This window comes from Streptomyces sp. NPDC048639, from assembly GCF_043199075.1.
Taxonomy (GTDB): Bacteria; Actinomycetota; Actinomycetes; order Streptomycetales; family Streptomycetaceae; genus Streptomyces.
The window spans coordinates 616,946-641,460 of record NZ_JBICVP010000002.1; the positions used below are offsets into that span (position 1 = coordinate 616,946).

22 protein-coding genes and 2 pseudogenes are annotated in these 24,515 nt (G+C 71.6%); 7 read left to right on the plus strand and 17 right to left on the minus strand.

The features are described from left to right. Window positions 1-129: 129 nt before the first annotated feature. The 3 genes and pseudogenes from ACGFNH_RS07065 to ACGFNH_RS07075 form a co-directional block, all read right to left on the minus strand. A pseudogene (locus tag ACGFNH_RS07065) lies at window positions 130-780 on the minus strand (methionine ABC transporter permease); the annotation flags it as partial. After that, the gene (locus tag ACGFNH_RS07070) at window positions 777-1,859 is read right to left on the minus strand and encodes a methionine ABC transporter ATP-binding protein (protein WP_393651993.1); all 1,083 of its coding nucleotides are present in this window, start codon (window positions 1,857-1,859) and stop codon (window positions 777-779) included. The gene ACGFNH_RS07070 and the pseudogene ACGFNH_RS07065, both read right to left, overlap by 4 nt. Before the next feature lie 442 nt (window positions 1,860-2,301). After that, window positions 2,302-2,949, minus strand: coding sequence for an HAD family hydrolase (locus ACGFNH_RS07075; protein ID WP_393651994.1), 648 nt, complete (start codon window positions 2,947-2,949; stop codon window positions 2,302-2,304). Window positions 2,950-3,150: 201 nt separating this feature from the next. Here ACGFNH_RS07075 and ACGFNH_RS07080 point away from each other — a divergent pair, with 201 nt between their 5' ends. Together ACGFNH_RS07080 and ACGFNH_RS07085 are read left to right on the plus strand one after the other, a co-directional pair. Beyond that, window positions 3,151-3,519 carry a hypothetical protein gene (locus ACGFNH_RS07080; RefSeq protein ID WP_393651995.1) on the plus strand — a complete coding sequence of 123 codons (369 nt, stop codon included), beginning with the start codon at window positions 3,151-3,153 and terminating at the stop codon, window positions 3,517-3,519. 115 nt (window positions 3,520-3,634) lie between these two features. Continuing rightward, a complete protein-coding gene (locus ACGFNH_RS07085) occupies window positions 3,635-4,015 on the plus strand; it encodes a hypothetical protein (RefSeq protein WP_393652239.1) in 381 nt (126 codons plus the stop codon). A 200-nt stretch (window positions 4,016-4,215) separates the two neighbouring features. On the opposite strand, the gene ACGFNH_RS07090 is transcribed toward ACGFNH_RS07085, so the two are convergent. From ACGFNH_RS07090 to ACGFNH_RS07100, 3 genes are all read right to left on the minus strand, one after another. Continuing rightward, window positions 4,216-4,719 carry a GNAT family N-acetyltransferase gene (locus ACGFNH_RS07090; protein ID WP_393651996.1) on the minus strand — a complete coding sequence of 168 codons (504 nt, stop codon included), beginning with the start codon at window positions 4,717-4,719 and terminating at the stop codon, window positions 4,216-4,218. Window positions 4,720-4,794: 75 nt separating this feature from the next. Next, the gene (locus ACGFNH_RS07095; protein ID WP_393651997.1) at window positions 4,795-5,433 is read right to left on the minus strand and encodes a sigma-70 family RNA polymerase sigma factor; all 639 of its coding nucleotides are present in this window, start codon (window positions 5,431-5,433) and stop codon (window positions 4,795-4,797) included. Window positions 5,434-5,638: 205 nt separating this feature from the next. Further along, window positions 5,639-6,784 (minus strand): glycerophosphodiester phosphodiesterase, encoded by a 1,146-nt coding sequence (locus ACGFNH_RS07100; protein WP_393651998.1) that lies wholly within the window; start codon window positions 6,782-6,784, stop codon window positions 5,639-5,641. 330 nt (window positions 6,785-7,114) lie between these two features. Between ACGFNH_RS07100 and ACGFNH_RS07105 the strand changes: the two genes are divergently transcribed. Continuing rightward, complete coding sequence (locus tag ACGFNH_RS07105; protein WP_393652240.1) at window positions 7,115-7,744, plus strand: lysophospholipid acyltransferase family protein; 630 nt, start codon at window positions 7,115-7,117, stop codon at window positions 7,742-7,744. Window positions 7,745-8,117: 373 nt separating this feature from the next. Here ACGFNH_RS07105 and ACGFNH_RS07110 read toward each other — a convergent pair. The 6 genes and pseudogenes from ACGFNH_RS07110 to ACGFNH_RS07135 form a co-directional block, all read right to left on the minus strand. Next, a pseudogene (locus ACGFNH_RS07110) lies at window positions 8,118-9,659 on the minus strand (MFS transporter); the annotation flags it as partial. A gap of 20 nt (window positions 9,660-9,679) precedes the next feature. Continuing rightward, entirely contained in the window at window positions 9,680-10,231 is a 552-nt protein-coding gene (locus ACGFNH_RS07115) for a TetR/AcrR family transcriptional regulator (protein ID WP_393651999.1), read from the minus strand. A 587-nt stretch (window positions 10,232-10,818) separates the two neighbouring features. Then, complete coding sequence (locus ACGFNH_RS07120; protein WP_393652000.1) at window positions 10,819-11,649, minus strand: alpha/beta fold hydrolase; 831 nt, start codon at window positions 11,647-11,649, stop codon at window positions 10,819-10,821. Window positions 11,650-11,837: 188 nt separating this feature from the next. Further along, on the minus strand, window positions 11,838-12,818 hold the full coding sequence (locus tag ACGFNH_RS07125) for an aldo/keto reductase (protein ID WP_393652001.1): 981 nt from the start codon (window positions 12,816-12,818) through the stop codon (window positions 11,838-11,840). Between the two features lie 69 nt (window positions 12,819-12,887). After that, window positions 12,888-14,318, minus strand: a complete 1,431-nt coding sequence (argH, locus tag ACGFNH_RS07130) for an argininosuccinate lyase (protein ID WP_393652002.1) — start codon at window positions 14,316-14,318, stop codon at window positions 12,888-12,890. Window positions 14,319-14,412: 94 nt separating this feature from the next. Further along, on the minus strand, window positions 14,413-15,606 hold the full coding sequence (locus tag ACGFNH_RS07135; protein ID WP_393652003.1) for an argininosuccinate synthase: 1,194 nt from the start codon (window positions 15,604-15,606) through the stop codon (window positions 14,413-14,415). 160 nt (window positions 15,607-15,766) lie between these two features. Here ACGFNH_RS07135 and ACGFNH_RS07140 point away from each other — a divergent pair, with 160 nt between their 5' ends. The 4 genes from ACGFNH_RS07140 (at window position 15,767) to ACGFNH_RS07155 (ending at window position 19,448) form a co-directional block, all read left to right on the plus strand. Further along, the gene (locus ACGFNH_RS07140) at window positions 15,767-16,348 is read left to right on the plus strand and encodes a pyridoxamine 5'-phosphate oxidase family protein (protein WP_393652004.1); all 582 of its coding nucleotides are present in this window, start codon (window positions 15,767-15,769) and stop codon (window positions 16,346-16,348) included. 359 nt (window positions 16,349-16,707) lie between these two features. After that, window positions 16,708-18,036: a ferric reductase-like transmembrane domain-containing protein gene (locus tag ACGFNH_RS07145; protein WP_393652241.1), complete on the plus strand. Its 1,329-nt coding sequence runs from the start codon at window positions 16,708-16,710 to the stop codon at window positions 18,034-18,036. A gap of 4 nt (window positions 18,037-18,040) precedes the next feature. Then, window positions 18,041-18,664, plus strand: a complete 624-nt coding sequence (locus tag ACGFNH_RS07150; protein ID WP_393652005.1) for an FMN-binding protein — start codon at window positions 18,041-18,043, stop codon at window positions 18,662-18,664. Window positions 18,665-18,707: 43 nt separating this feature from the next. Next, entirely contained in the window at window positions 18,708-19,448 is a 741-nt protein-coding gene (locus tag ACGFNH_RS07155; RefSeq protein WP_393652242.1) for an FAD:protein FMN transferase, read from the plus strand. Between the two features lie 121 nt (window positions 19,449-19,569). Here the strand turns inward: ACGFNH_RS07155 and ACGFNH_RS07160 are convergent, their stop codons facing one another. The 5 genes from ACGFNH_RS07160 to argC are packed head-to-tail and all read right to left on the minus strand — an operon-like array spanning window position 19,570 to window position 24,487. Then, window positions 19,570-20,121, minus strand: coding sequence for an arginine repressor (locus tag ACGFNH_RS07160; protein WP_393652243.1), 552 nt, complete (start codon window positions 20,119-20,121; stop codon window positions 19,570-19,572). A gap of 5 nt (window positions 20,122-20,126) precedes the next feature. Next, entirely contained in the window at window positions 20,127-21,365 is a 1,239-nt protein-coding gene (locus ACGFNH_RS07165; protein WP_393652006.1) for an acetylornithine transaminase, read from the minus strand. Continuing rightward, entirely contained in the window at window positions 21,362-22,267 is a 906-nt protein-coding gene (gene argB, locus ACGFNH_RS07170) for an acetylglutamate kinase (RefSeq protein WP_393652007.1), read from the minus strand. Before argB ends, ACGFNH_RS07165 begins: the two co-directional genes overlap by 4 nt. After that, complete coding sequence (gene argJ, locus ACGFNH_RS07175; RefSeq protein WP_393652008.1) at window positions 22,264-23,415, minus strand: bifunctional glutamate N-acetyltransferase/amino-acid acetyltransferase ArgJ; 1,152 nt, start codon at window positions 23,413-23,415, stop codon at window positions 22,264-22,266. The genes argB and argJ overlap by 4 nt, the downstream gene beginning before the upstream one ends. Window positions 23,416-23,458: 43 nt before the next feature. Then, the gene (gene argC, locus ACGFNH_RS07180; RefSeq protein WP_393652009.1) at window positions 23,459-24,487 is read right to left on the minus strand and encodes an N-acetyl-gamma-glutamyl-phosphate reductase; all 1,029 of its coding nucleotides are present in this window, start codon (window positions 24,485-24,487) and stop codon (window positions 23,459-23,461) included. Window positions 24,488-24,515: the final 28 nt, after the last annotated feature.

The following is a 24,515-nucleotide window of genomic DNA, read 5'->3' on the forward strand; positions in this document are numbered from 1 at the left end:
TGCGGGCCGTACGGATGGGCGTACGGATCAAGCGGTACGAGCGCGTGGCTCAAGCGGTACGAGCGCGGGCTCAAGCGGTACGAGCGCGTGGCTCAAGCGGTACGAGCGCGGGTGAACGGATCAGGCCGTGCGGGACAGGCGCCGCGCCGCGACATCACCGGCGTACTGGATAGCGGAGATCACGACCGCCAGGACGGCCACGGTCATCCACATCAGCCCGGTCTCGAAGCGCTGGTGCCCGTAGCGGACCGCGAGGTCGCCCAGTCCGCCCGCACCGACGGTCCCGGCCATCGCCGAGTAGCCGATGAGGGCGACGACGGTCGTGGTGGCGCTCGCGATCAGGGAGGGCAGCGCCTCGGGCAGCAGCACCTTCCGTACGACGGTCCAGGTGCCGCCGCCCATCGCCTGCACGGCTTCGACCAGTCCGCGGTCCACCTCCCGTACGGAGGTCTCGACCAGGCGGGCGAAGAACGGGATGGCGCCGATCGCCAGCGGGACGATGGCCGCGTCGGGTCCGATCGTGCTGCCCGTGACCCAGCGGGTGAAGGCCATCAGCGCGACCATGAGGATGATGAACGGCATGGAGCGGCCGATGTTGACGATCTGGCCGACGGCCTTGTTCACCACGACGTTCTCCAACGGGCCGCCGCGGTCCGTGAGGACGAGCAGCAGGCCGAGGGGAAGGCCGCCCAGGACGGCGATCAGGCCCGACCAGCCGACCATGTAGAGCGTCTCCGCACACGCGTCGGTCAGCAGCGGCTGCATCTCGGACCAGGTCACTTGACGGCCTCCTTCACCGGCTCGGCCGTGACCGGGGCCCCGGCCACGTCCACCCGCAGGCCCCGCTCGCGCAGGAAGCCGATGGGCACGACGTTGTCCTCGAAGCGGCCGGGCAGTTCGATGCGCATCCGGCCGATCTGACCCCCGCGGACGGTGTCCATGGCGGCGCCGAGAATGGAGATGTCGATGTTGTACGTACGGGAGAGCTGCGAGATCACCGGCTGGGTCGCGGCCTCGCCGTGGAAGGTGACGTCCACGACCGTACGGTCCGGGCCCGAGGCCTCGCCGCCCACGGGGAACAGCTCCTGGGCCAGCTCGGAGCCAGGGGTTGCCAGCACCTCGGCGACGGTGCCGGTCTCCACGATCCGGCCGCCCCGCAACAGCGCGGTGGAGTCGCAGACCGTCTTGATGACGTCCATCTCGTGCGTGATGAGCAGGACGGTCAGCCCGAGTTGGCGGTTGAGGTCGCGCAGCAGATGGAGGATGGAGCGGGTGGTCTCGGGGTCGAGGGCGGAGGTGGCCTCGTCGGAGAGCAGCACCTTGGGGTCGCCGGCGAGCGCGCGGGCGATGCCGACGCGCTGCTTCTGGCCGCCGGAGAGCTGGGCGGGGTAGGCCCTGGCCTTGTCGGCGAGGCCTACGAGGTCCAGCAGTTCGAGGGCCTTGCGCGAGCGCTCCCGGCGGGTGGTGCCCAGGATTTCCAGGGGGAGTTCGACGTTGTCCTGCACGGTGCGCGAGGACAGCAGGTTGAAGTGCTGGAAGACCATGCCGATACGGGTGCGCGCGCGGCGCAGGTCGGCGCCGGCGCTCCCGGCGCGACCTCCGGCCCGGGACGGCTCCGGGCCGTGGCCCGCGAGGGCAGTGAGGTCCTGGCCGTCGACGACGACGCTGCCGGAGGTGGGGCGCTCCAGAAGGTTGACGCAGCGGATGAGCGTGGACTTGCCGGCGCCGCTGCGGCCGACGACGCCGAACACTTCGCCCTCGCGGACGTGCAGGTCGACACCGTCGAGGGCGGCGACTTGGCGGCCCTGGGAGCGATAGACCTTGGTCAGGCCTGTTGTCGTGATCACTGGGGTTTCCATCGGGGTCGTGTGCGAGGCGGGATCGCCGCCGCGCACGGGGTACTTCGGCTACGGGGTGCTACGGGCACTTCGGCTGAGGACGCCGGACGTCACCGGAGGCGGATGTCACCGGGGGGCGCGCACGGCACGACGGGGCCCGGTGGGATCGAGGCGGGGAGTCGCATGTGACGCCGGACCGGGGCGGTCCGATGCGGCGGGGCGGCCGGACGCGGCTCGGGCAGAGTCTCGCTTCGGGGCGCGAGAGGTGTGTCGGGGCCCTCAGCAGTCACACATTCGGCGCATATCGCGCAGACAGCGAGCACCGGGCGTCATCATCGCCTCGGTCGCAGGGGTGCGGTCGCTCGGTGCCGTCATGGTCGCAAGTAAACAGAACGCGGCCGGAGTCGATCAAACCTGTCCGCAGTTCGGACAGGTTTGATCATTATGCGAACATGGCTCGGGCTCAGCCGGAGACGGTCAACTCCATGCCCTCCGCGCTGACCTGCACGGATACGGACGCCAGATCGGCGACGACCACATCCGCGTCCAGCTCCTCACGCACATGTGTGGTGACCAGAGCCACTGTGCGCATACCCGCGGCACGACCGGCCGTCAGACCCGCCGGGGCGTCCTCGAAGACCACACAGCGGTCCGGAACGACGCCGAGCTTTCCGGCCGCCAGCAGGAACGGCTCCGGGTCGGGCTTGCCGCGCGTGATGTCGTCCGCGGCGATCAGCAGGGGAGGGTGGATGCCCACCTCGTGCAGGCGCGCCTCGGCCAGGCGGCGCGTCGCGGAGGTCACCACGGCCCAGCCGCCGTCCGGCAGGGAGGCGAGCAGCTCCCTGGCCCCGGGCAGGACGACCACTCCCCCGGCGACGTCCTCGACCTCGAGCTGCTCGATGCGGGCGAGCGCCTCCCCGGCCCGCTCGGCGGGCAGCAGATCGGCGATGATCTCCGCGGCGGGGCGGCCGTGCAGGGGGACGCGGGCGAACTCCGACGCCGTGATCCCGTACTCCGTCGCCCACCGCGCCCAGCAGCGGACCACCGACTCCATCGAGGAGATCAGGGTTCCGTCCATGTCGAACAGCAGCGCGCCGGCGGAGAGCTTCATGGGGCGGGAGCCTACGGGGTCTCTCGGGGCCGCCGACAGCGGGATCAATCGGGCGCATTACAGTCTTCCCATGCTGTTCAACCGCTCTTCCGCCTCGCACGCGAGGTCTTCGGCGGCTGCGTCCTCCACGGCTTCGACCCCGGCGGCTTCGACCCCGGTCGCTCCGCTCCCGGTGGTGTCGTTCTCGGCGGCGAGGTCACGGTGATCGACGCACTGACAGTCGCGGTCGGTGCGGCCGCACTGGCGCTGGCCGCCTGGTGCGGCTTCGCCGCCTACCGGGACCAGCCGACCAAGGACTGGCACTTCATCGGCATGGCCGCGGTGACGGTGCTCGTCGCCGTACAACTCGTCATAGGCGTGGTGCTGCTGACGCGCGGCGAGAAGCCCGACGACGGCACCGGCATCTTCATCGCGTATCTGCTCGGGGCGACCGCGGCCGTGCCCGCCGCGGGCTTCATGTCGCTGGCCGAGCGGACGCGCTGGGGTTCGGTGACCGTGGCGGCGGGAGCGGTGGTGCTGGCCGTTCTCGAGGTACGGCTGTTCGACATCTGGGGAGGCTCCGGTGCCTGATTCCACCGCTCCCGGCGCTTCCGGCGCTTCCGGCTCTTCCGGTGCGACGCCCGGCGACCCGGCCACGGGGCCGGAAGCCGACGACCGCTCCCCCACGACCGCCCGGCCGGGCGGGCTGGGACAGGGCCCGGGACGTCTACTGGTCCTGCTGTACGGGGTGTTCACCGTCGGTGCGGCGTCCCGTTCGATCGCGCAGATGATCATGAAGTTCGAGGAGGCGCCGCTGGCGTACGTCCTCTCCGCGGTCGCCGCGGTCGTCTACGCCTTCATCCTCGTCTCCCTCGTTCGCGGCGGTGAGACCGCCCGCCGCCTGGCGATGGTGTGCTGCGCCGCGGAGCTCATCGGCGTGCTGAGCGTGGGCACATGGACACTCATCGAGCCGTCGGCCTTCCCCGACGCGACCGTCTGGTCCGACTACGGGATGGGCTATTTGTTCCTCCCGCTGGTCCTGCCCGTCACCGGACTGTTCTGGCTGCGCCGGGCCCGTCCCGCGTAACTCCCGGCGCACCACCGGGCACTGCGGCGGCGCGTCACCGGTCGCTGCGGCGGCGCGTCACCGGTCGCTGCGGCGGCGCGTCACCGAGTCTTGCGGCACATGCGTCGAGGCACCGGTCCGCCCGCCCCGGAAGGGACGGACAGCCGGTGCCTCGAACGGACATCGGAGTTGCCAGGAGTCGGCTGCCGGCATCTCGGCCGTCAGGCGCTCGTGACGTACGCGCGCGGCGTCGCCTCCTTCTCCAGCCACACCAGGCTCAGCCGGCGGGAGACCTCTTCCGTGCGGACCTGCGCGTACCCGTACTTGCGGTAGAGCCTCAGGTTGCCCTGGCTGCGGTGGCCCGTGAACAGCCGGTACCGCCTGGCCTCCAGGTCCTCCGCCAGCCGCCCCTCGATGGCGGCGAGCAGCCGGCCGCCCAGGCCGTGGCGCTGCATCCGGGGATGGACGATGAGGTTGACGAGGCTGGCGGTGCCGTCCTCGTCGACCGTGCCGCGCACCGATCCGACGACCTCTTCGTTGAGGCGGGCCACGAGCACCCGGCCCCGGCCCAGTTCCGTACGGAGGTCGTCCAGCGTCTGCGTGAGCGGCGCGAGTGTGTAGTCGCCGTAGAGTGCCGCCTCGTCCTGGTAGCAGAGATACTGCAGCTTCAGGATCTGCTCGGCATCGTGCTCGGTCGCGTCAGAGATGGTCACACTCGTGCCCATGTGCGCATGCCTCCCCTAGGTTCGGTCCGCCCGGGCGCTGAGGGTGGTGGGCCCGGCCTCCGTGGCGCCGGTCGGCTAACGCTCCCTACCCCTGAAGTCCGCTGCCGCAACCTCCGCCAGGAGCATTCTGCGCAAACATCCAAGGCATCGGGAACGCACGGGCCCCAAACTGCCTTGTGAGATTCCCAACTCGCCTGCGACTTCGCGGTAGGTCGGGTCCTTCGACGACAACATCGCAGTCAGCAGACGCGGGCAGCGGCCGGGCAGCCGCGCGACCGCCGCATGCACCGCCCGCCGGGTCTCCGCGGCCAGTACGCGTTCCTCCACGGCGGCTCCCGGGTCGCCGATCGCGCCCTCGCCGGCATCCTCGCCCTCCCCCTCCTCCCCGTGCGCGTCGCCGCCGTCGGGAAGGGCGGCACCTCCGGGCAGCCAGGCGTCCCTGCCCACGTCCGGGGAGCCCGCCGCGGAGCCGCAGCCGTCGTACGGCACCTCGCGGCGGGCCCGGTGGCGGGCCCCGCGCGCCTCGGTGCGCACCGCGTCGAGCAGCCACTCCGCGGGTGAGGGCGGCGGCCCGACGGCTCGGGTGCGCTCCAACAGGCGCAGCCAGACGCCCTGTTCGAGGTCGGCGGGGTCGACGCCCGTGCCGTAGGCCTCGGCTTCGGCCTCGGCGGTCAGCAGTGGGCGGTACGCGGTGAGCAGCTCGGCCGGTCCCATACCGAGCGGGACTCCGACGAAGGCGGTTGCGGTTTCCCGCGGACCGTCCACTCACCCGTCCGTGGGAAATCGGCGGGACAGCGGAACCCCCGCCGGCGGCCGGGTGGTGGCGCGCCGACGAGGGTTTCTTCGCGCGTGCGCGGGGGCCCTCGGTGCCTCCGCGCAGATTGCTCGGTGCGTCCGCGGGGGCCTCGGTGCCTCCGCGCTAATTCCCCAGGAAGTCGTCCCGCGCCAGCAGCGCGGTATCGGGGTTGTCGGAGAAGATGCCGTCGATGCCCGTTGCGAAGTAGGTCTTGAAGGCACCGAACGCGTCGCCGTAAGCGACCGGGTCCGTGCCGCGCCGGAAGTCGGCGGGCAGGAACTGGTTCTCGTTGCGCATCGTATACGGGTGCAGGATCAGCCCGGCCCGGTGCGCGTCCCGTACGAGGGTGGTCGGCGTGCCCAGCTTGCCGTTCTCGTCCAACGGGATGATCAGGGCGAGCCACGGGCCGATGCCCTGTGCGAAGCTCGCGATCCACTTCAGCCCCTCCGGCTCGACGAGGTCCGCGACGGTCCGGGGGTCACCGGCCTCGACGAAGTCCCAGGGCCGGGTGTCCGCCGCGTCCAGCAGGACGACGCGCGGCGAGGACACCAGCTTCGACAGCCGCTGGATGCTGCTCGGCTCGAACGACTGGAGGAAGACGGGCGAGTCCGCGCGGTGCCGCCCGTACCTGCGCAGCAGCTTGGCGAGACGTTCCTCCAGGCCCAGCCCCAGCTTGCGGAAGTACGTGGGGTGCTTCGTCTCGATGTGCAGCCACACCGGACGGCCGCGCCGCCGCCCCTGCTCCTCGGCCCACTGCAACACCTCCTCGAAGGTGGGCACCTCCCAGCGGCCGTCGTAGAGGGTGTTCTCCTGGCGGGCGGCCGGAATGCGCTCCTTGGCCCGCAGCGTCTTGAGCTCGGCGAGTGTGAAGTCCTCGGTGAACCAGCCGGTGAGGTCGGTGCCGTCGACCTTCTTGGTGGTCCTGCGGTCCGCGAACTCGGGGTGCCGGGCGACATCGGTGGTGGCGGTGATGTCGTTCTCGTGGCGGCAGACCAGGTGCCCGTCCTTCGTCGGTACGAGGTCCTGCTCGATCACGTCCGCGCCCATGTCGAGGGCGAGCTGGTACGAACCGAGCGTGTGCTCGGGGCGGTAGCCGCTGGCACCGCGGTGGCCGATGACGGTCGGTACCGGCAGGCGGCCGCGCCCGCCGCCGCTCGCGGTCCCCTCGGCCGCCGCCGTACCCGCCGCGCCGAACATCGCCGCTCCCGCGCCGAGGACGGCCGCCGCGCCCAGTAGGGCTCTCCGGCCCGGTCGCTGCTCCTGCTGCATAACCACTCCTCGCTATTCGTCCGTGCTCTGACGGCGCATTGCGCCGTAACGGTGCACTGCGAATGTGTGATGTTGCGGTGTCCCGCACCTGACGCACAACGCGCTGATCGTAAGCGGCCACGCCTTTCGCAAGGGAGACCACGGACGGAACGCTGGGGTAATACGCGTCAACACCATGTATCGGACGGTCAACCCGACGTGCGATGGTGCGGAACCCACGAGTATCGTCCTCACCTGCACATACTTCTGTACGTACTTCGTCGGACATCCACGACACCGGAGGACCCGTTGTCCCGTTTCGCGCTCATCAAGGCAGTGCTGGGACCGATCATGCGCCTGCTGTTCCGCACACGCGTGGAAGGAGCAGGCAATATCCCGGGCACGGGTCCGGTCATTCTCGCCGGCAACCACCTCACGTTCATCGACTCGATGATCCTGCCGCTCGTCTGCGACCGTCAGGTGTTCTTCATCGGCAAGGACGAGTACGTCACGGGCAGGGGATTCAAGGGCCGTCTCATGGCGTGGTTCTTCACCGGCGTCGGCATGGTCCCGGTGGACCGCGACGGCGCCAACGGCGGTGTCGCGGCGTTGATGACCGGCCGCCGCATCCTGGAGGAGGGCCGGATCTTCGGCATCTACCCGGAGGGCACCCGCTCCCCCGACGGCCGCCTGTACCGGGGCCGTACGGGTATCGCGCGGCTGACGCTGATGACGGGCGCCCCGGTGGTGCCGTTCGCGATGATCGGCACGGACAAGATCCAGCCGGGCGGCGCCGGCCTGCCCCGCCCGGGCCGGGTGACGGTCCGCTTCGGCGAGCCGATGGAGTTCTCGCGGTACGAGGGCATGGACCGGGACCGCTATGTGCTGCGCGCCGTGACCGACTCGGTGATGGCCGAGGTCATGGAGCTGTCGGGCCAGGAGTACGTGGACATGTACGCCACGAAGGCCAAGGCCGCCTAGCGGAACGGAAGTCCGGGACACAGTCCAGGACGCGAGTCCGGGACGCGAGCCCGGTGCCGGGGTCCGGGAGGGACCTGAGCAGGGGCGGACCCAAGGCCATTCCGGCCCCGGGCCCGCCCCGTTCGTCTCAGCGGATGTGCGCGGCTCGCCCGTCCTCGGCGGGACTGCTGTGGGGCACCGCGTCGCCCGCAGGGACGGCGTCGGCCGGTCCACCGCCGGCCGGTCCATCGGACCGGTCGGCGCGCGCCGCACCGGAACGATCGCCGTCCCGGTCGCCGCCGGCCTCACCGTTCCGGTCTCCGGCACTCCCACCGTTCTGCTCACCGGCCGCCTCGTCGGCGGTCCCGGAAGCGTCGCCCTCGACAACCGCCGCGGGCTCGTCCGCGTGGTCCTCGAGCCTCTCGCCGCGCAGCAGGAACCAGGCCCCCACCGCCGTCGCCAGCAGCACCGCCGCGCCCACACCGCAGGCGATCCGCAGCCCGTCCACGAACGCCTCCTGCGCCGCGGAGAGCAGCCCGCCCGCAAGCCGGTCCGGCAGGTGAGCCGCCGCCTCGACCGCGCCGCCCAGCGACTCGTGCGCCGCTGACGCCGAGTCGGCCGGGACGCCGGCGGGCGCGGTGAAGCCCCGGTAGACGCCGGTGACCATGGAGCCGAGGAGCGCGATACCGAGGGCCGCGCCCAGCTCGTACGCGGTCTCGGACACCGCCGAGGCGGAGCCCGCCTGCTCCTTGGGCACGCTGGAGAGGATCACGTCGGCCGTGACGGTGAAGGAGAAGCCCGCACCGACGCCGACGATGAGCAGCACCGCGCCCATCAGCCAGTAGCCGGTCCCCACATGCAGCAGGGTCAGCGCCGCGAGGGCGATTCCGACGGCGGCGAGACCACCGGCGACCACCGCCCGTACGGACCAGCGCCGGGCCGCGGTGCCGGCCACCAGACCGGCCGCTACCGCGCCGACCGCCGCGGGCAGTTCGGCGAGACCGGCCTCCAGCGGCGCGCGTCCCTGCACGAGCTGCAGGAACTGCGAGAGGAAGAAGACCAGGCCCGACAGCCCGAGGATGGTCAGCAGGTCCGCCAGAACAGCGCCCGTGAAGCCGCGGTTCCGGAACAGCCGCATGTCCAGCAGCGGTGCGGGGAGCCGGAGTTGGCGCCGGGCGAACACCAGCAGGGCGAGGACTCCGAGAACGCCGGCCGCGATCGCGTCCCAGCGCAGACCGTGCGAGGCAAGCTCCTTGACGAAGTAGACGACCCCGATCATGCCGACGAGGGAGAGACCGACGCTCGGCAGGTCCCAGGGGCCGGGGGCGGGGTTCTTCGACTCCGGCAGCAGCTTGATGCCGACGAGGACGAGTACCGCCATCACGGGCAGGTTGATGAGGAACACCGAGCCCCACCAGAAGTGCTCCAGCAGGAAGCCGCCGACGACCGGCCCGACGGCCGCGCCCGCGGAGGCCATCGCACCCCAGATGCCGACCGCGACGCTGCGCTCCCGCGGGTCGGGGAAGAGGTTGCGGATCAGGGCGAGGGTGGACGGCATGAGCGTCGCGCCCGCGACACCGAGCAGCGCCCGGGCCGCGATCATCATCTCGGGCGTGGTGGCGTACGCGGCGAGCACCGACAGTGCGCCGAAGGCGACGGCTCCGCTGAGCAGGAGCTTCTTGCGGCCGATACGGTCACCCAGGCTGCCCATGGAGACCAGCAGCCCCGCGATGACGAACGAGTAGACGTCGCCTATCCACAGAAGCTGGTTGCCGGTCGGCTTCAGGTCCTCGCTCAGGAACGGCGTGGCGAGGCCGAGGACGGTCGCGTCGACGGCCACCAGCAGCACGGCGAGGACGAGCACGGACAGGGCGAGCCACCGCCCCGGCGCACCCTTGGCCTCTGTGGCCCCCGGTGCACCGTTCGCGCCGGTCAGGCGCTCTGCGGTCTTGCTGCTCACTTCTCCACACTCCGAATCGTTCCGCCGAGCACGAGCTCGGAGACCATGTAGCCGGCGTCCTTGGCCGCGACTCTGCCCTCCTGGACGGTCCAGGCCGAGGCGGCGATGAGGGCGAACAGTGCCTCGGTCAGCCAGGCGGGGGTCAGGTCGAACCGGAACAGCCCCTGTTCCTGGCCGCGCCGGAACAGTGCCGCGACCTGTTCGTCGATCCGCTCCCAGTCGTCGTCCATGGCCCCGGACTCGTAGAGCTGGTTCTCGCCGTAGAGGAAGGCCAGGAAGCCGGACACGGGGATGGCCTCGGCGACCAGGCGCCGTACCGCTTCGACGGGATCCCCCTCGTCGATCCGCGCCGCCGCGAGCCGCTCCTCCACCAGCTCGACACCGAGCAGGCCGAGCGCCCGGACGAGGGCGGGCCGTCCGGAGAAGTGCCGGTGCAGGGTGGCACGGCTGATTCCGGCGGCCTTGGCGATCTCGTCCATGGACGCCGTGGCCTTGCGGGTCAGCAGGGCGGCGGCGGCACGCAGTACGTGTTCACGATCGACGGTCATGAGACAAGGATAGGCCATCTGAGACATCAATGTCTCATGGGATACATGTGCGTATCGCCACACGTGATCGGCACGGCGACGGAGTGGAGCGGTCACGCAGCCTCCGACGCAAAGGCCGAGCATCGGGCCAGGCGGGGGCGCGGTCGGGCTCGGTGGCAGAACGGCGGCCGTTGCGCGGCCACCGACATGCCGCGGGGGCGGGGCATGGTCTCGGAGCTGAAGCCGTCGTCCTCGGTCGCCACTCTCAAAATGCTTGACCCGGAGCAACCATTGAGGCAAGCAATCTGTAACGCGTGCGGTAGGACAGCCGGGCACCGCGCGGTGCCCGCCTGGTCCTCGGCCGACCACCGACCCCCGCGAGGACGCGCAGCTCGCCCATCCCCCTCGCGGCCCCCTGCTCGATCTTTGCGCCGAAGGCGCGAGACGAACCCGCACCCGGTCACCCGGTCCTACGCGCGGACGGCTCAGGTGCCTTCAGGCTCGTGCGATGCGTTGGGACTCATGCGATGTGTTGGGACTCGTGCGATGCGTTCAGGCCCATGCGGTGCGTTCAGGGCTTCAGGCCCCGTGCAGCGGTTTCAGTGCTTTCAGGCGAGGAAGTCGAGCAGCGCTGCGGTCAGCTCGGCCGGGGCGTCCTCCTGGACCAGATGACCGGCTCCCCGGATCGGATGCAGCCGCGCACCGGGGATACGGGCCGTGAGCTCACTGCCGCGCTCCTGCGGGATCCATGCGTCGTCGGTCCCCCAGCAGATCAGCACCGGCAGGTCGAGCTCCCCGTACCTGTCCTCGATCTCGTCGGTGTACCGCTGGTCCGCCTGCGCGATCTGGCGGTAGAAGGCCGGCTGTCCCGCGTCCCCGAGCCAGGGCTTCACCAGCCGGTCCAGGGTCGCCGGGTGCAGGCCGGGGCCGCTCGCGGACGCCACGTACTCGCGCACCAGGGCCCGGTGCAGTGCGGGCGGCAACTGCTCGAACACCTCGGCGTGTTCGCCGACCAGCCGGAAGAACGGCGACCCCCACGGCGCGAGCGCCACCGGGTCGACGAGCGCGAGGCGGCGGTAGCGGGCGCCGTGCAGCAGGTGGGCCCGCAGGGAGACGGCGCCGCCGAAGTCATGGGCGACGACGAGCGGTTCGGCCAGGCCCCAGTGGTCGAGGAGTTCGGCGAAGACCCGGCCCTGGGCGGCGAGGGAGACATCCTGACCGTCGCTCATCTCCGACGCGCCGTAGCCGGGCATGTCCCAGACGTAGACCTGATGGCGGGAGGCGAGGGAGCGGGCGACGGCCCGCCAGACGTACGAGGAGAACGGCGTGCCGTGCAGCAGCACGACCGGCGGCAGGCCCGCCTCGCCGAACCGGTCCCAGCGGACCCCGCCGGAAGTGCTGCGAAAGGTCTTGGCGAGCCGCCAGTCGTGTGAGGTCACGCCGCTCCTCCTCGGTCCGCACCGTCCCGGCACTCTATGCCGGGGCAGGCGCACCGGACACCCGCCCCGCCGCGCACCCGTCCCGCCACCGGGCCGCCCCGCCGGGCCGCCGCGCCGCCCGACCGGGCCGCCAGGGCGAACTCCCGCGCTCCCGCGACACGTTCAGCGACAGCCGCAACCGCAACCGCTCACTGCCAGGGCAGCGCCGAGCGATGCCGCCAGTACGCGCCGGGCTCCTCGGCCAGCGCTTCCAGGCGCACCAAGTGCCCCTCGTCGAGAGCGATCGACGCGGCGGCCAGGTTGGAGGAGAGCTGACCGGTGGTGGCCGCGCCGGAGAGGACGACCCCGGCCCACGGCCTGGCGAGCACGGCCGCCAGCGCGAGCGCGTCGCAGCCGACGCCCGACTCCCGTGCGATTGCGGCCACTTCGGCAGGCGCCGCCTCCGCCGCCGCGAGGCGGCCGTTCGCCACAGCCTCCTTCACGATCACGGTCAGCCCCGCCTCGTGCGCCTCGGCCAGCGCCGGCCCCGCCGACGTCTCCAGCAGGTTGTACGTCGCCTGGACCGTACGGAACAGCGGTTCGCCGTCGACCGTGACCCCGAGCGCCGCGCGGATCGCATCCGCCTGCGCCGGCCCGCTGGTCGTCAGGCCGACGGTGACGCCTTCGTCGGCCAGGCGCGCCAGACGCTCGTGGAGCGCGCGGTCGCTGAGGGCCGGGGTGTCCGTCGTCACGGAATGGATCTGGTACAAGTCCAGCCGCGTGCCCAGGATTTCGGCCGTCTCGGCGCGCTGCCTGTCGTACGTCGCGAGGCTGTGGTCCTTCACCTCGTGCACGTCGGCGTCGACGCGCCAGCCGGCCGTATAGGTGTAGCCCCACTTGCTGCCCACCACGACGTCACCGGTGTCCGGGCGGCTCCGCAGCCAGTCGGCGAGGAACTCCTCGGACCGCCCGTAGGAGCGCGCCGCGTCCACATACCGCACCCCGCCCGCGTACGCCTCGTCCAGCAGGGCGTGCGCCCGCTCGCGCATCGCGTCGACGGTGCGGGCGTCCGGGAGGTCGAGGTCCCTGTCACGGCCGAGCGTGATGTAGCCGGGGCGGCCGACCGCGGCCAGACCGAGTCCGATACGGGCGGCCGGCGTGGCCGCTTCCGCGAGGCGGGCGAAGGCCATGGCGGGGTGCCTCCCGTGGGCGTCGGGTTCCGGGCCCGGCGGAGATCCGGGCCCGGGCGCCCCAGTGTCTCAGCCCTTCTCCGCGGCCCAGGCCTTCTGCTTCGCCACGTCGGCCTTGACCTCGGCGAGCTGGACGGCGACGGCCGAGGGAGCCGTACCTCCGCGGCCGCTGCGCGAGGCGAGGGCCCCCGGCACGTCCAGGACCGTACGGACCTCAGGCGTGAGGTGCGAGGAGATCTTGGCGAACTGATCGTCCGTCAGCTCGTGCAGCTCGATGCCGTGCGCCTCGCACTCCTTGACGCACGCCCCCGCGACCTCGTGCGCGACGCGGAACGGCACGCCCTGCTTGACCAGCCACTCGGCGATGTCGGTGGCGAGCGAGAACCCGGCCGGGGCCAGCTCCTCCATCCGCTCGCGGTTGACGGTGAGCGTCGCCATCATGCCGGTGAAGGCGGGCAGCAGGACCTCCAGGGTGTCGCAGGAGTCGAAGACCGGCTCCTTGTCCTCCTGGAGATCCCGGTTGTACGCGAGGGGCAGCGCCTTCAGCGTCGCCAGCAGGCCCGTCAGATTGCCGATCAGACGGCCGGACTTGCCGCGCGCCAGCTCGGCGATGTCCGGGTTCTTCTTCTGCGGCATGATCGACGAGCCGGTGGAGAAGGCGTCGTGGAGGGTGACGAAGGAGAACTCCTTCGTGTTCCAGATGATGACCTCCTCGGCGATCCGGGACAGGTCGATACCGATCATCGCGGTGATGAAGGCGAACTCGGCGACGAAGTCGCGGGAGGCCGTGCCGTCGATGGAGTTGCCCGAGGAGCCGTGCTCGAAGCCGAGGTCGGCGGCGACGGCCTCGGGGTCGAGACCGAGGGAGGAACCGGCGAGGGCGCCCGAACCGTACGGGGAGACCGCGGTGCGCTCGTCCCACTGCCGCAGCCGCTCCGCGTCCCGCGTGAGCGCCTGGGCGTGGGCGAGGATGTGGTGCGCGAACAGCACGGGCTGGGCGTGCTGGAGGTGTGTGCGGCCGGGCATGGCGACGTTCGGGTGCGCCTCCGCCAGGCCGGTCAGCGCGTCCTGGAGATCGGCGAGCAGGCTGCCGATGATGCGGGCGTGGTCCCGCAGATACATCCGGAAGAGGGTGGCGATCTGGTCGTTGCGGGAGCGGCCGGCCCGCAGCTTGCCGCCGAGGTCGGGCCCGAGCCGCTCCAGCAGCCCGCGCTCCAGGGCGGTGTGCACGTCCTCGTCGGCGATGGTGCCGGTGAAGCTGCCGTCGGCGACATCGGCCTCGAGCCGGTCGAGACCGCCGAGCATCCGCTCCAGTTCGTCGGCGGTGAGCAGCCCGGCCTTGTGGAGCACGCGCGCGTGGGCGCGGGAGCCGGCGATGTCGTACGGCGCGAGCCTCCAGTCGAAGTGGACGGACGCAGAGAGCACCGCCAGTGCCTCCGATGGCCCGTCGGCGAACCGGCCGCCCCAGAGACGGACGTCGCCACCGTTGCCGTTGCTCACTGCTCTGCTCCTCAAGGGTCCTGAATAGGGCGGGGAATGTGCTGCCGCCTCCCCGCCGGGAGGCGAGGAGGCGGCAGGATGAAGGACGTTACTCTCAGGCGAGGTCGCGCTTGGCCGCGATCTTCGACGACATGCCGAAGATCTCGATGAACCCCTTCGACAGCGACTGGTCGAAGGTGTCACCGCTGTCGTAGGTGGCCAGGTTGAAGTCGTAGAGCGACTGCTCCGACCGCCGGCCGGTGACGACGGCCCGGCCGCCGTGGAGCGTCATCCGGATGTCGCCGGAGACATGCTCGCTGGCCTCGTCGATGAAGCCGTCGAGGGCGCGCTTGAGCGGGGAGAACCACAGGCCGTCGTAGACGAGCTCGCCCCAGCGCTGCTCGACCTGCCGCTTGTACCGGGCGAGTTCACGCTCGACGGTGACGTTCTCCAGCTCCTGGTGGGCGGTGATCAGCGCGATCGCGCCGGGCGCCTCGTACACCTCACGGGACTTGATGCCGACCAGCCGGTCCTCGACCATGTCGAGCCGGCCGATGCCCTGGGCGCCGGCCCGGTCGTTGAGCTGCTGGATGGCCTGGAGGACGGTGACGGGCTTGCCGTCGATGGCGACCGGGACGCCCTGCTTGAAGGTGATGACCACCTCGTCGGCCTCCCGCGGGGTGGCCGGGTTCTCCGTGTACTCGTAGACGTCCTCGATCGGGGCGTTCCAAATGTCCTCGAGGAAGCCGGTCTCCACGGCCCGCCCGAAGACGTTCTGGTCGATGGAGTACGGGGACTTCTTGCTCGTCGCGATCGGCAGGCCCTTGGCCTCGCAGAAGGCGATGGCCTTGTCCCGGGTCATCGCGTAGTCCCGGACGGGGGCGATGCACTTCAGGTCCGGGGCCAGCGAGGAGATACCGGCCTCGAACCGGACCTGGTCGTTGCCCTTGCCGGTGCAGCCGTGGGCCACGATCGAGGCGTTGTGCTTGTGCGCGGCGGCGACGAGGTGCTTGACGATGGTCGGCCGGGAGAGCGCCGAGACCAGCGGGTAGCGGTCCATGTACAGGGCGTTCGCCTTGAGTGCCGGCAGGCAGTACTCGTCGGCGAACTCGTCCTTGGCGTCCGCGACCTCCGCCTCGACCGCACCGCAGGCGAGCGCGCGCTTGCGGATCACGTCCAGGTCCTCGCCGCCCTGGCCGACGTCCACGGCAACGGCGATGACCTCGGCGTTCGTCTCCTCGGCGATCCAGCCGATGGCGACGGAGGTGTCCAGGCCGCCTGAGTAGGCGAGTACGACGCGCTCGGTCACGGGTCTCTCCTTACGATGCATGCGCTGATGGAATAAGTATGCACTCCTCTGCATGTTTCGTCAACGCGCCCGGACGGCGACGCGCAACCGCAGGAAGAACCGCAGGTGACAGGCACCCCGTCCGTCCACACCGCGCGCCCGGGCCGGAATAATCCCGTCCATGGGAAAGGTCTACGCATGCATCGAGGGCAGGATCCGTAACTTCATCGACGAGCAGCCGGTGTTCTTCACCGCCACCGCGCCACTCGCCGGAGACGGGCATGTCAACCTCTCGCCGAAGGGCCGCGCGGGCACGCTCGCCGTACTCGACCCGCTGACCCTGGCCTATCTGCACTTCGGCGGCAGCGGCGCCGAGACCATTGCCCACCTCCGCGAGAACGGCCGCACCACCCTGATGTGGTGCGCCTTCACCGGTCCCCCGAAGGTGCTGCGCGTGCACGGCCGCGGCGAGCCCGTCTTCCGTGACGACCCGCGCTGGGGCGAGCTGATACCCCGCTTCGGCGAAGCCGACGGCCCGTCCGCGCGGGCGATCATCGTGGTCCGGGCCGAGCGCATCGGCGACAGCTGCGGCTTCGCCGTCCCCTTCATGGACTACCGCGAGGAACGCACGCAGCACGCCGAGCACTTCGGACGGAAGACGGACGAGGAGTTCGCCGCGTACTGCGAGAGGAAGGAGCACGTGGGGGTCAGCCTCGACGGACTCCCGGCCCTGCCGCTGCCGCTCCCGCCGCGCACCGGCTGAGGGCGAGGCCCGCACCCGCGCAGCGGGTGCGGGCACCGGCCGACCGCGGAGGCACCTCGGCCGAGGCCGGAAGCCGCACGGGCCGAGGCAGGAAGCCCGCACAGGCCGAGGCAGGAAGCCGCACAGGCGACGCGCGAACGGGCACCCGCCGAGGCGAGAAATCGACGGAAGGCGGCCGGAAATCTCTCGCGCGAATCCTCCCGACCATTGAGCGACCGCCCCTCCCGCTCCGTATCACTGGTCAGCACAGGTCAGGGATGGCCAGGGATGGCCAGGGATGGCGCCATTGGGAGGCGAGAGCGTTGACGACGACCGTTCCGTACCAAGGCCGGGCGGCCAAACGCCAGGCCGAACGACGGATGAGGCCGCGCCGCTCCCCCGCGCGCCCCGCGCTCGCCGTCATCTTCGCCGGGGCGATCGCGGTCCTCTACCCGTGGTGGATCAACACCACCGCGGTCAACACCACGGCCGACTGGGTCACCGGCGCCGGGCGTATCACCGGCCTCCTCGCGGGCTACTCCACGGCCATCGTCGTCGCGCTGATGGCCCGGGTTCCGGCACTCGAACGGCGCGTGGGCTCGGACGTGGTGACCCGCTGGCACGCCATGGCGGGCCGCTACACGATCTTCCTCATCCTCGCCCACATCGGGTCGATCGTCGGCGGTTACGCGCTGCAGTCCGGTACGACCTTCGTCGACCAGACCGTCTCCGTGGTCCTCGAGTACCCGGACATGATCGAGGCGGCCATCGGCACCGGCCTGCTGCTGATCGTGGGCTTCGTCTCGGCCGGTCTCGTACGCCGCCGGATGCGCTACGAGACCTGGTACTACCTGCACCTGATGACCTACGCGGCGGTCTTCCTCGCGTTCTGGCACCAGCTCAGCAGCGGCGCCGAGTTCGTGGCCGACCCCGGCGCCCGCGCCGCCTGGTACGCGATCTACGGCGGCGCGACCGTGCTGGTCCTCTGGTACCGGGTCCTCACCCCCGTACGCCTCAACCTCCGCCACCGCCTGCGGGTCGACGCCACCATCGAGGAGGCGCCCGGCGTGGTGTCGGTGGTCATGAGCGGACGGCGGCTGGACCGACTGGGCGCCGAGGCCGGGCAGTTCTTCCGCTGGCGCTTCCTCGCCAAGGGGCTGCGCTGGACGGCCAACCCCTACTCCCTCTCGGCCCCGCCCCACAACAACCGGATCCGGATCACCGTCAAGGCCGCGGGCGACCACAGCGGCGCGCTCGCCGGACTGGAGCCCGGCACGCGCGTCTGGGCGGAAGGCCCGTACGGCGCGCTCACCGCGGCACGCCGGCAGCGCGGCCGCGGCACCAAGGTGCTGCTCATCGCGGGCGGCGCGGGCATCACCCCGCTGCGCGCGCTCTTCGAGACGATCCCGGCGCGCCCCGGGGATCTGACCCTGCTCTACCGGGCACGGCGGCACGAAGACCTCGCGCTGTGGGGCGAGTTGAGGGAGATCGCCGACGCGCGCGGAGCCAGGCTGCTGTACGCGGTGAACGGCCCGGACGGCGCCCGCCCCGAGATCTCGGCGGAGAACCTGCGCAAGGTCCTCCCCGACATCGACCGCCACGACGCGTATCTGTGCGGACCGCCCGGACTCGCCGAGGAGTCCTACGAGGCCCTGCGCGAGGCAGGGGTCCCGGCGAACCGTATCCACCACGAGTCCTTCGAATGGTGAGTTCATGAAGAAGCATCCGATGCGCCACATCCTGCTCAGCACGGCCGCGACCGTCTCCGGCGTCGTGATGCTGCTGGCGCTCAAGGCCCCCGGCCTGCCGAGCAGTTCGACGCAGGCGAGCGGCCTGCCCGCGGCGCCCCCCGCCTCCGCTCCCCCGGCGGGCGGTGGCCAGCCGGAGCAGCAGGGCGGCTCCGGCCAGGAGGAGCCGGGGCAGCAGCAGGGCAATCCGCCCCAGCAGGACGGACAGCAGCAGGACGGGCAGCAGTCGGCAGAGCCGGGCGGACAGCAGCAGGACGACAGCGAGTCGGGGGACGGGGGATCGGGGGGAGGACAGAAGCCCGGGGGCGGTGGGGCCCGTACGGTCGTCGGCGAGGCCGTGCAGACCGACTACGGCCCGGTGCAGGTCCGGCTCACCGTGGCCGGGGGACGTATCACCGAGGCCGCCGCGGCACAGGCCCCCTCCTCGACGCCGATGTCGAAGCAGATCACCTCCGACGCGGTCCCCCAGCTCAACCAGAAGGCCGTGACGGCGCAGGGCCAGGACATCGACGCGGTGTCCGGGGCCACGTACACCAGCGAGGGCTACACGCGCTCGCTGCAGAGCGCACTGGACAAGGCCGGTGTCTGACCCGGTGGCGGAACAGCCGCGGCTGCGCCGGGTCGAGCACGCCATGGGCACCGTGTTCTCGTTCGACCTCCGGGGCGAGGCCGCTGCGGCGGTCGATGCGGAGGCGGCGGTGGCCGCGGCCGCGCGCTGGCTGCACCGGGTGGACGCGCTGTTCTCGCTCTACAAACCGGAGAGCGAGATGAGCCGGCTGTCCCGCGGCGAACTGACCGCGGCCGACTGCGATCCGCTGATCGCCGAGGTCCTGGCGCTGTGCGAGGCCGCCGAGGCGCGCAGCGAAGGCTGGTTCAGCACCCGGTACGCGGGCGAGCTCGACCCCACGGGGCTGGTGAAGGGCTGGGCCGTCGAGCGCGCCTCGCGCCTGCTCGCGGCCCGCGGAATGGGCGACACCTGCATCAACGGCGGCGGTGACATCCAGCTCAGCGGCGAGAAGGAGCCGGGCAGGCCCTGGCGGATCGGCATCAGCAATCCGCTGCAACCGGGCGAACTCGTGGCGATCGTCGAGGCGGACGGGGACCTGGGGGTCGCGACGTCGGGTACGGCCGAGCGCGGCTGCCACGTCCTGGACCCGCGCACCGGAGCGCCGCCCGCGGACTCGCTGGCCTCGGTCACCGTCCTCACCCGCGGACTGACGGCGGCGGACGCGTGGGCGACGGCGGCCTTCGCCCGCGGCGACTCGTCGCGCGACTGGCTGGAGGCTCTGCCGGACGTGGAGGCGTTCGCGGTCGAGACGACGGGCAGGACGTGGTGCACAGCAGGGTTCCGCGAGTTCGCGCAGGTGAGCTGAGACTGTCGAGCGCCGCCCGCGCGAAGGAGGTCGGGTGTCTTCGCGGCGTGCCTGTCCCTGATACCTCGCGCGCGCCGGCTCATCCCCGCCGAGTTCCTGCCCCGTCGAGCGCCCCTGACGCTCAGCGGACTTTCTGCGCCAGTCTCAGCAGGTGGTCCGCAAGCGCCTGGCCGCCCGTGGGGGCGCGGCTGATCAGGAGCAGGGTGTCGTCACCGGCGATCGTGCCGATGATCTCGTGCACCTCCGCCTGGTCGATGGCCGAGGCGAGGAACTGGGCTGCACCCGGCGGGGTGCGCAGTACCACCAGGTTCGCCGACGCCTCGGCCGAGATCAGCAGTTCGCCCGCCAGGCGTGCCATACGTGCCTCGCTCGCCGACTCCCCCAGCGGTGCCCGCGGCGTGCGGTCGCCGCCCTCGCTCGGCACCGCGTAGATCAGCTCGCCGCCCGTGTTGCGGATCTTCACGGCGCCCAGCTCGTCCAGGTCGCGGGAGAGCGTCGCCTGAGTGACGGACAGGCCGTCGTCGGCGAGCAGTTTGGCGAGCTGGCTCTGCGACCGCACCGGCTGCCTGCCGAGGATGTCGACGATCCGGCGGTGGCGTGCCGTACGGGTCTGGGGCACGGCGGGCCCGCCCTGGTCGGTTCCGCCGCGCCCGCTGTCCTGCGCCTGGCTCATCGTCGTCATTCTCCGGATCGTCGCTCCCCGTGTGCGGCGTCCAGGATCGCCGGGAGCGCCCCGAGGAACGCGTCCACCTCGCCGTCGCCGATGATCAGCGGCGGGGCGAGCCGCACCACGTCGGGCGCGACCGCGTTCACCAGGAGACCGGCTTCCTGCGCCGCCCGCTGCACATCAGGCGCAACGGGCTCGGTGAGCACCATACCGAGCAGCAGGCCCGCGCCGCGGACCTGGTCGACCAACGGGTGGTCGAGCGCCTCGATTCCGGAGCGCAGCCGTTCGCCGGTGCGCTTGACGTGGTCGAGGATCCCGTCGGACCGGATGGTGTCGAGGACGGCGAGGGCGGCCGCGCAGGCGACCGGGTTCCCGCCGAAGGTCGAGCCGTGCTGACCCGGTGTCAGAAGGTCGGCGGCCTCGCCGAAGGCGACGGTCGCGCCGATCGGCAGTCCGCCGCCGAGCCCCTTGGCGAGGGTGACGACATCGGGCTCGACGCCCTGGGCCTGGTGCTCGAACCAGTGGCCCGTACGCCCGATGCCGGTCTGGATCTCGTCGAGCACGAGCAGGGTGCCGGTGGCCCGGGTGATCTCCCGGGCGGCGGCCAGATAGCCCATGGGCGGTACGACGACGCCGTTCTCGCCCTGGACCGGCTCGATGACCACGAGCGCGGTGTCGCCTGTGACGGCGGCGCGCAGCGCGTCGGCGTCGCCGTAGGGCACATGCGTGACATCGCCGGGGAGCGGCCGGAAGGGCTCCTGCTTGGCCGGCTGGCCGGTGAGCGCGAGGGCGCCCATCGTGCGGCCGTGGAAGCCGCCGTCGGTGGCGACCATGTGCGAACGCCCCGTGCGCCGCCCGATCTTGACGGCCGCTTCGATCGCCTCGGCGCCGGAGTTGGAGAAGTAGACGCGTCCGGGGCGGCCGAGGAGCTGGAGGAGCCGTTCGGCGAGGGCGACGGGAGGTTCGGCCACGAAGAGGTTGGAGACGTGGCCGAGGGTGGCGACCTGCTCGGACACGGCCCGTACGACGGCGGGGTGGGCGTGGCCGAGGGCGTTGACGGCGATGCCGCCGACGAAGTCGGTGTACGCCCTGCCCTCGGCGTCCCGGACGGTCGCGCCCTGCCCGCTGACCAGCGGCAGCCGCGGAGTGCCGTAGTTGTCCATCAGGGCACCCTGCCAGCGCCGGGTCAGCTGCTGATTGCCGCTCCCCGGCTCCTGTGTGCCGCCTCCGGATTCCTGACCGTGCGTCATGTCTCTCCCGTTTCCCGGTCGTCGGCGACGACCATCGTGCCGACGCCCTCGTCGGTGAAGATCTCCAGCAGGATCGAGTGCTGCACCCGGCCGTCGATGACCCGTGCGGTGCGCACCCCATGGCGTACGGCGTGCAGGCAGCCCTCCATCTTGGGGACCATGCCGCTGGCCAGATCCGGCAGCAGCTTCTCCAGGTCGCTCGCGGTCAGCTTGCTGATGACCTCGTCGCTGTTGGGCCAGTCCTCGTAGAGGCCCTCGACGTCCGTGAGGACCATCAGCGTCTCGGCGCCCAGCGCGGCGGCGAGCGCGGCCGCGGCGGTGTCGGCGTTGACGTTGTAGACGTGGCCGTCGTCGGCGCTGCGGGCGATGGAGGAGACGACCGGGATGCGGCCGTCGTCCAGCAGCGCCTGGATGGCGCCCACGTCGATCTCGGTGATTTCGCCGACCCGGCCGATGTCCACGGACTCGCCGTCGATCTCGGCGAAGCGCTTGGTCGCGGTCATGGTGTGCGCGTCCTCGCCGGTCATGCCGACGGCGAGGGGGCCGTGCTGGTTGAGCAGCCCGACGAGTTCGCGCTGCACCTGTCCCGCGAGCACCATCCGTACGACGTCCATCGCCTCGGGCGTGGTAACGCGCAGCCCGGCCTTGAACTCCGAGACCAGGCCCAGCTTGTCGAGGTGGGCGCTGATCTGCGGGCCGCCGCCGTGCACGACGACCGGCTTGAGTCCGGCGTGCCGCAGGAAGACCACGTCCTGCGCGAACGCGGACTTCAGCTCGTCGTCGACCATGGCGTTGCCGCCGAACTTGATGACGACGGTCCTGCCGTGGTGGCGGGTGAGCCAGGGCAGCGCCTCGATGAGGGTCTGCGCCTTGGGCAGGGCGGTGTGCTTACGAGTACTCATGAGGCGTACGCACTGTTCTCGTGGACGTAGTCGGCGGTGAGGTCGTTGGTCCAGATGACCGCGGAGTCGGTGCCCGCGGCCAGATCGGCGGTGATGCGGACCTCGCGGAACCGCATGTCGACCTTGGAGCGGTCCTCGCCCAGCGAGCCGTTCTTGCAGACCCAGACGTCGTTGATGGCGACGTTGAGGCGGTCCGGCTCAAAGGCGGCGGAGGTGGTGCCGATCGCGGAGAGCACCCGGCCCCAGTTGGGGTCCTCGCCGTGGATGGCGCACTTGAGGAGGTTGCTGCGGGCGATGGAGCGGCCCACCTCGACGGCGTCGTCCTCGCTCGCGGCGTTGATCACCTCGATGCGGATGTCCTTGGAGGCGCCCTCGGCGTCACCGATGAGTTGGCGGGCAAGGCTGTCGCAGACCTGGGTGAGCGCGGCGCCGAACTCCTCACGGCCGGGGGTGGTGCCGGAGGCGCCGGAGGCGAGGAGGTAGACGGCGTCGTTGGTGGACATGCAGCCGTCGGAGTCCGCCCGGTCGAACGTGACGCGGGTCGCGGCCCGCAACGCCATGTCCAGCTCGGCGGCGTCGAGATCGGCGTCGGTGGTGAGGACGACGAGCATGGTGGCCAGTCCGGGGGCGAGCATCCCCGCGCCCTTGGCCATGCCGCCTACGCTCCAGCCGTCGCCTTCGACGACGGCTGTCTTGTGCACCGAGTCGGTCGTCTTGATGGCGATGGCGGCCTTCTCGCCGCCGTGCGCGGAGAGTTCGGCGACCGCGGTGTCGACGCCGGGCAGCAGCTTGTCCATCGGGAGCCGGATGCCGATCAGCCCGGTGGAGGCGACGGCGACCTCGGCCGCGCTCTCGCCCAGGGCGTCGGCGACCTTCTCGGCGGTGGCGTGGGTGTCCTGGAAGCCGAGGGCCCCCGTACAGGCGTTGGCGCCACCGGAGTTGAGGACGACGGCGGAGACCTGACCGCCCCTCAGGACCTGCTCGGACCACAGGACCGGCGCGGCCTTGACGCGGTTGGAGGTGAAGACGCCCGCGGCGGCGCGGCGCGGCCCGGTGTTGACGACGAGCGCCAGGTCGGGGTTGCCGCTCTCCTTGATCCCGGCGGCGATGCCCGCCGCCGTGAATCCCTTGGCTGCCGTGACGCTCACTGCGCCTCCTTCGTCGTTGCCCCGCCCACGGTGCCGCCCCGGTTCACGGGGCGACCCCGGTCACGGGAAGACCGGTTTCCTCGGGGAGCCCGAGGGCGATGTTCACGCTCTGCACCGCGCCGCCGGCGGTGCCCTTCGTGAGGTTGTCGATCGCGCTGATCACGACGATGCGGCCGGCGGTCTCGTCGTACGCGACCTGGATCAGTGCGGCGTTCGATCCGTACACGGCCGCGGTGGACGGCCACTGGCCGTCGGGGAGCAGATGGATGAACGGCTCGGCGGCGAGCGCCTTGCCGTACGCCTCGCGCACAGCGGCGGCCGTCGTCCCGGGCTTCGCCTTGACGTTGCAGGTCGCGAGGATGCCGCGGGGCATCGGGGCGAGGGTGGGGGTGAACGAGACGGTCACCGGCTCACCGGCCGCGGCGCTGAGGTTCTGGACGATCTCGGGGGTGTGGCGGTGCACGCCACCCACGCCGTACGGGCTCATGGAGCCCATGACCTCGCTGCCCAGCAGATGGGGCTTGGGGGACTTGCCCGCGCCGGAGGTGCCGGACGCGGCGACGATCACGGCCTCCGGCTCGGCGAGCCCCGCGGTGTAGGCGGGGAACAGCGCGAGGGAGACGGCGGTCGGATAGCAGCCGGGGACGGCGATGCGCCGGGTGCCCCGCAGCGCGGCGCGCGCCCCGGGCAGCTCAGGCAGACCGTACGGCCAGGTGCCGGCGTGCGGGGAGCCGTAGAACGACTCCCACGCCTCGGCGTCCCGTAGACGGAAGTCCGCGCCGCAGTCGACGACCAAAACGCCCTCCCCCAGCTCCTCGGCGACGGCCGCGGACTGGCCGTGCGGGAGCGCGAGGAAGACCACGTCGTGCCCGGCGAGGACCTCGGTGGTGGTCGGCTCGAGGACGCGGTCGGCGAGCGGGAGGAGATGCGGCTGGAGGGCGCCGAGCCGCTGCCCGGCGTTGCTGTTCGCGGTGACGGCCCCGACGTCGGCGTCCGGGTGCCCGGCGAGCAGGCGGAGCACTTCCCCGCCCGCGTATCCGCTCGCTCCTGCGACTGCCACTCGTACCGCCATCGAACCTCCCTCTCGATGGCATGACTAT

Bases quoted from the DNA above. Each gene is read 5' to 3' on its own strand.
- ACGFNH_RS07160 (WP_393652243.1), bottom strand. From the start codon at position 20,121: ATGAGCCAGGCGCAGGACAGCGGGCGCGGCGGAACCGACCAGGGCGGG.
- ACGFNH_RS07075 (WP_393651994.1), bottom strand. From the start codon at position 2,949: ATGAAGCTCTCCGCCGGCGCGCTGCTGTTCGACATGGACGGAACCCTG.
- ACGFNH_RS07150 (WP_393652005.1), top strand. From the start codon at position 18,041: ATGAAGAAGCATCCGATGCGCCACATCCTGCTCAGCACGGCCGCGACC.
- ACGFNH_RS07095 (WP_393651997.1), bottom strand. From the start codon at position 5,433: ATGGGACCGGCCGAGCTGCTCACCGCGTACCGCCCACTGCTGACCGCC.
- ACGFNH_RS07090 (WP_393651996.1), bottom strand. From the start codon at position 4,719: ATGGGCACGAGTGTGACCATCTCTGACGCGACCGAGCACGATGCCGAG.
- ACGFNH_RS07100 (WP_393651998.1), bottom strand. From the start codon at position 6,784: ATGCAGCAGGAGCAGCGACCGGGCCGGAGAGCCCTACTGGGCGCGGCG.
- argB (WP_393652007.1), bottom strand. From the start codon at position 22,267: ATGAGTACTCGTAAGCACACCGCCCTGCCCAAGGCGCAGACCCTCATC.
- argC (WP_393652009.1), bottom strand. From the start codon at position 24,487: ATGGCGGTACGAGTGGCAGTCGCAGGAGCGAGCGGATACGCGGGCGGG.
- ACGFNH_RS07105 (WP_393652240.1), top strand. From the start codon at position 7,115: ATGCGCCTGCTGTTCCGCACACGCGTGGAAGGAGCAGGCAATATCCCG.
- ACGFNH_RS07145 (WP_393652241.1), top strand. From the start codon at position 16,708: ATGAGGCCGCGCCGCTCCCCCGCGCGCCCCGCGCTCGCCGTCATCTTC.
- ACGFNH_RS07155 (WP_393652242.1), top strand. From the start codon at position 18,708: ATGGGCACCGTGTTCTCGTTCGACCTCCGGGGCGAGGCCGCTGCGGCG.
- ACGFNH_RS07070 (WP_393651993.1), bottom strand. From the start codon at position 1,859: ATGGAAACCCCAGTGATCACGACAACAGGCCTGACCAAGGTCTATCGC.
- ACGFNH_RS07115 (WP_393651999.1), bottom strand. From the start codon at position 10,231: ATGACCGTCGATCGTGAACACGTACTGCGTGCCGCCGCCGCCCTGCTG.
- ACGFNH_RS07165 (WP_393652006.1), bottom strand. From the start codon at position 21,365: ATGACGCACGGTCAGGAATCCGGAGGCGGCACACAGGAGCCGGGGAGC.
- ACGFNH_RS07140 (WP_393652004.1), top strand. From the start codon at position 15,767: ATGGGAAAGGTCTACGCATGCATCGAGGGCAGGATCCGTAACTTCATC.
- ACGFNH_RS07125 (WP_393652001.1), bottom strand. From the start codon at position 12,818: ATGGCCTTCGCCCGCCTCGCGGAAGCGGCCACGCCGGCCGCCCGTATC.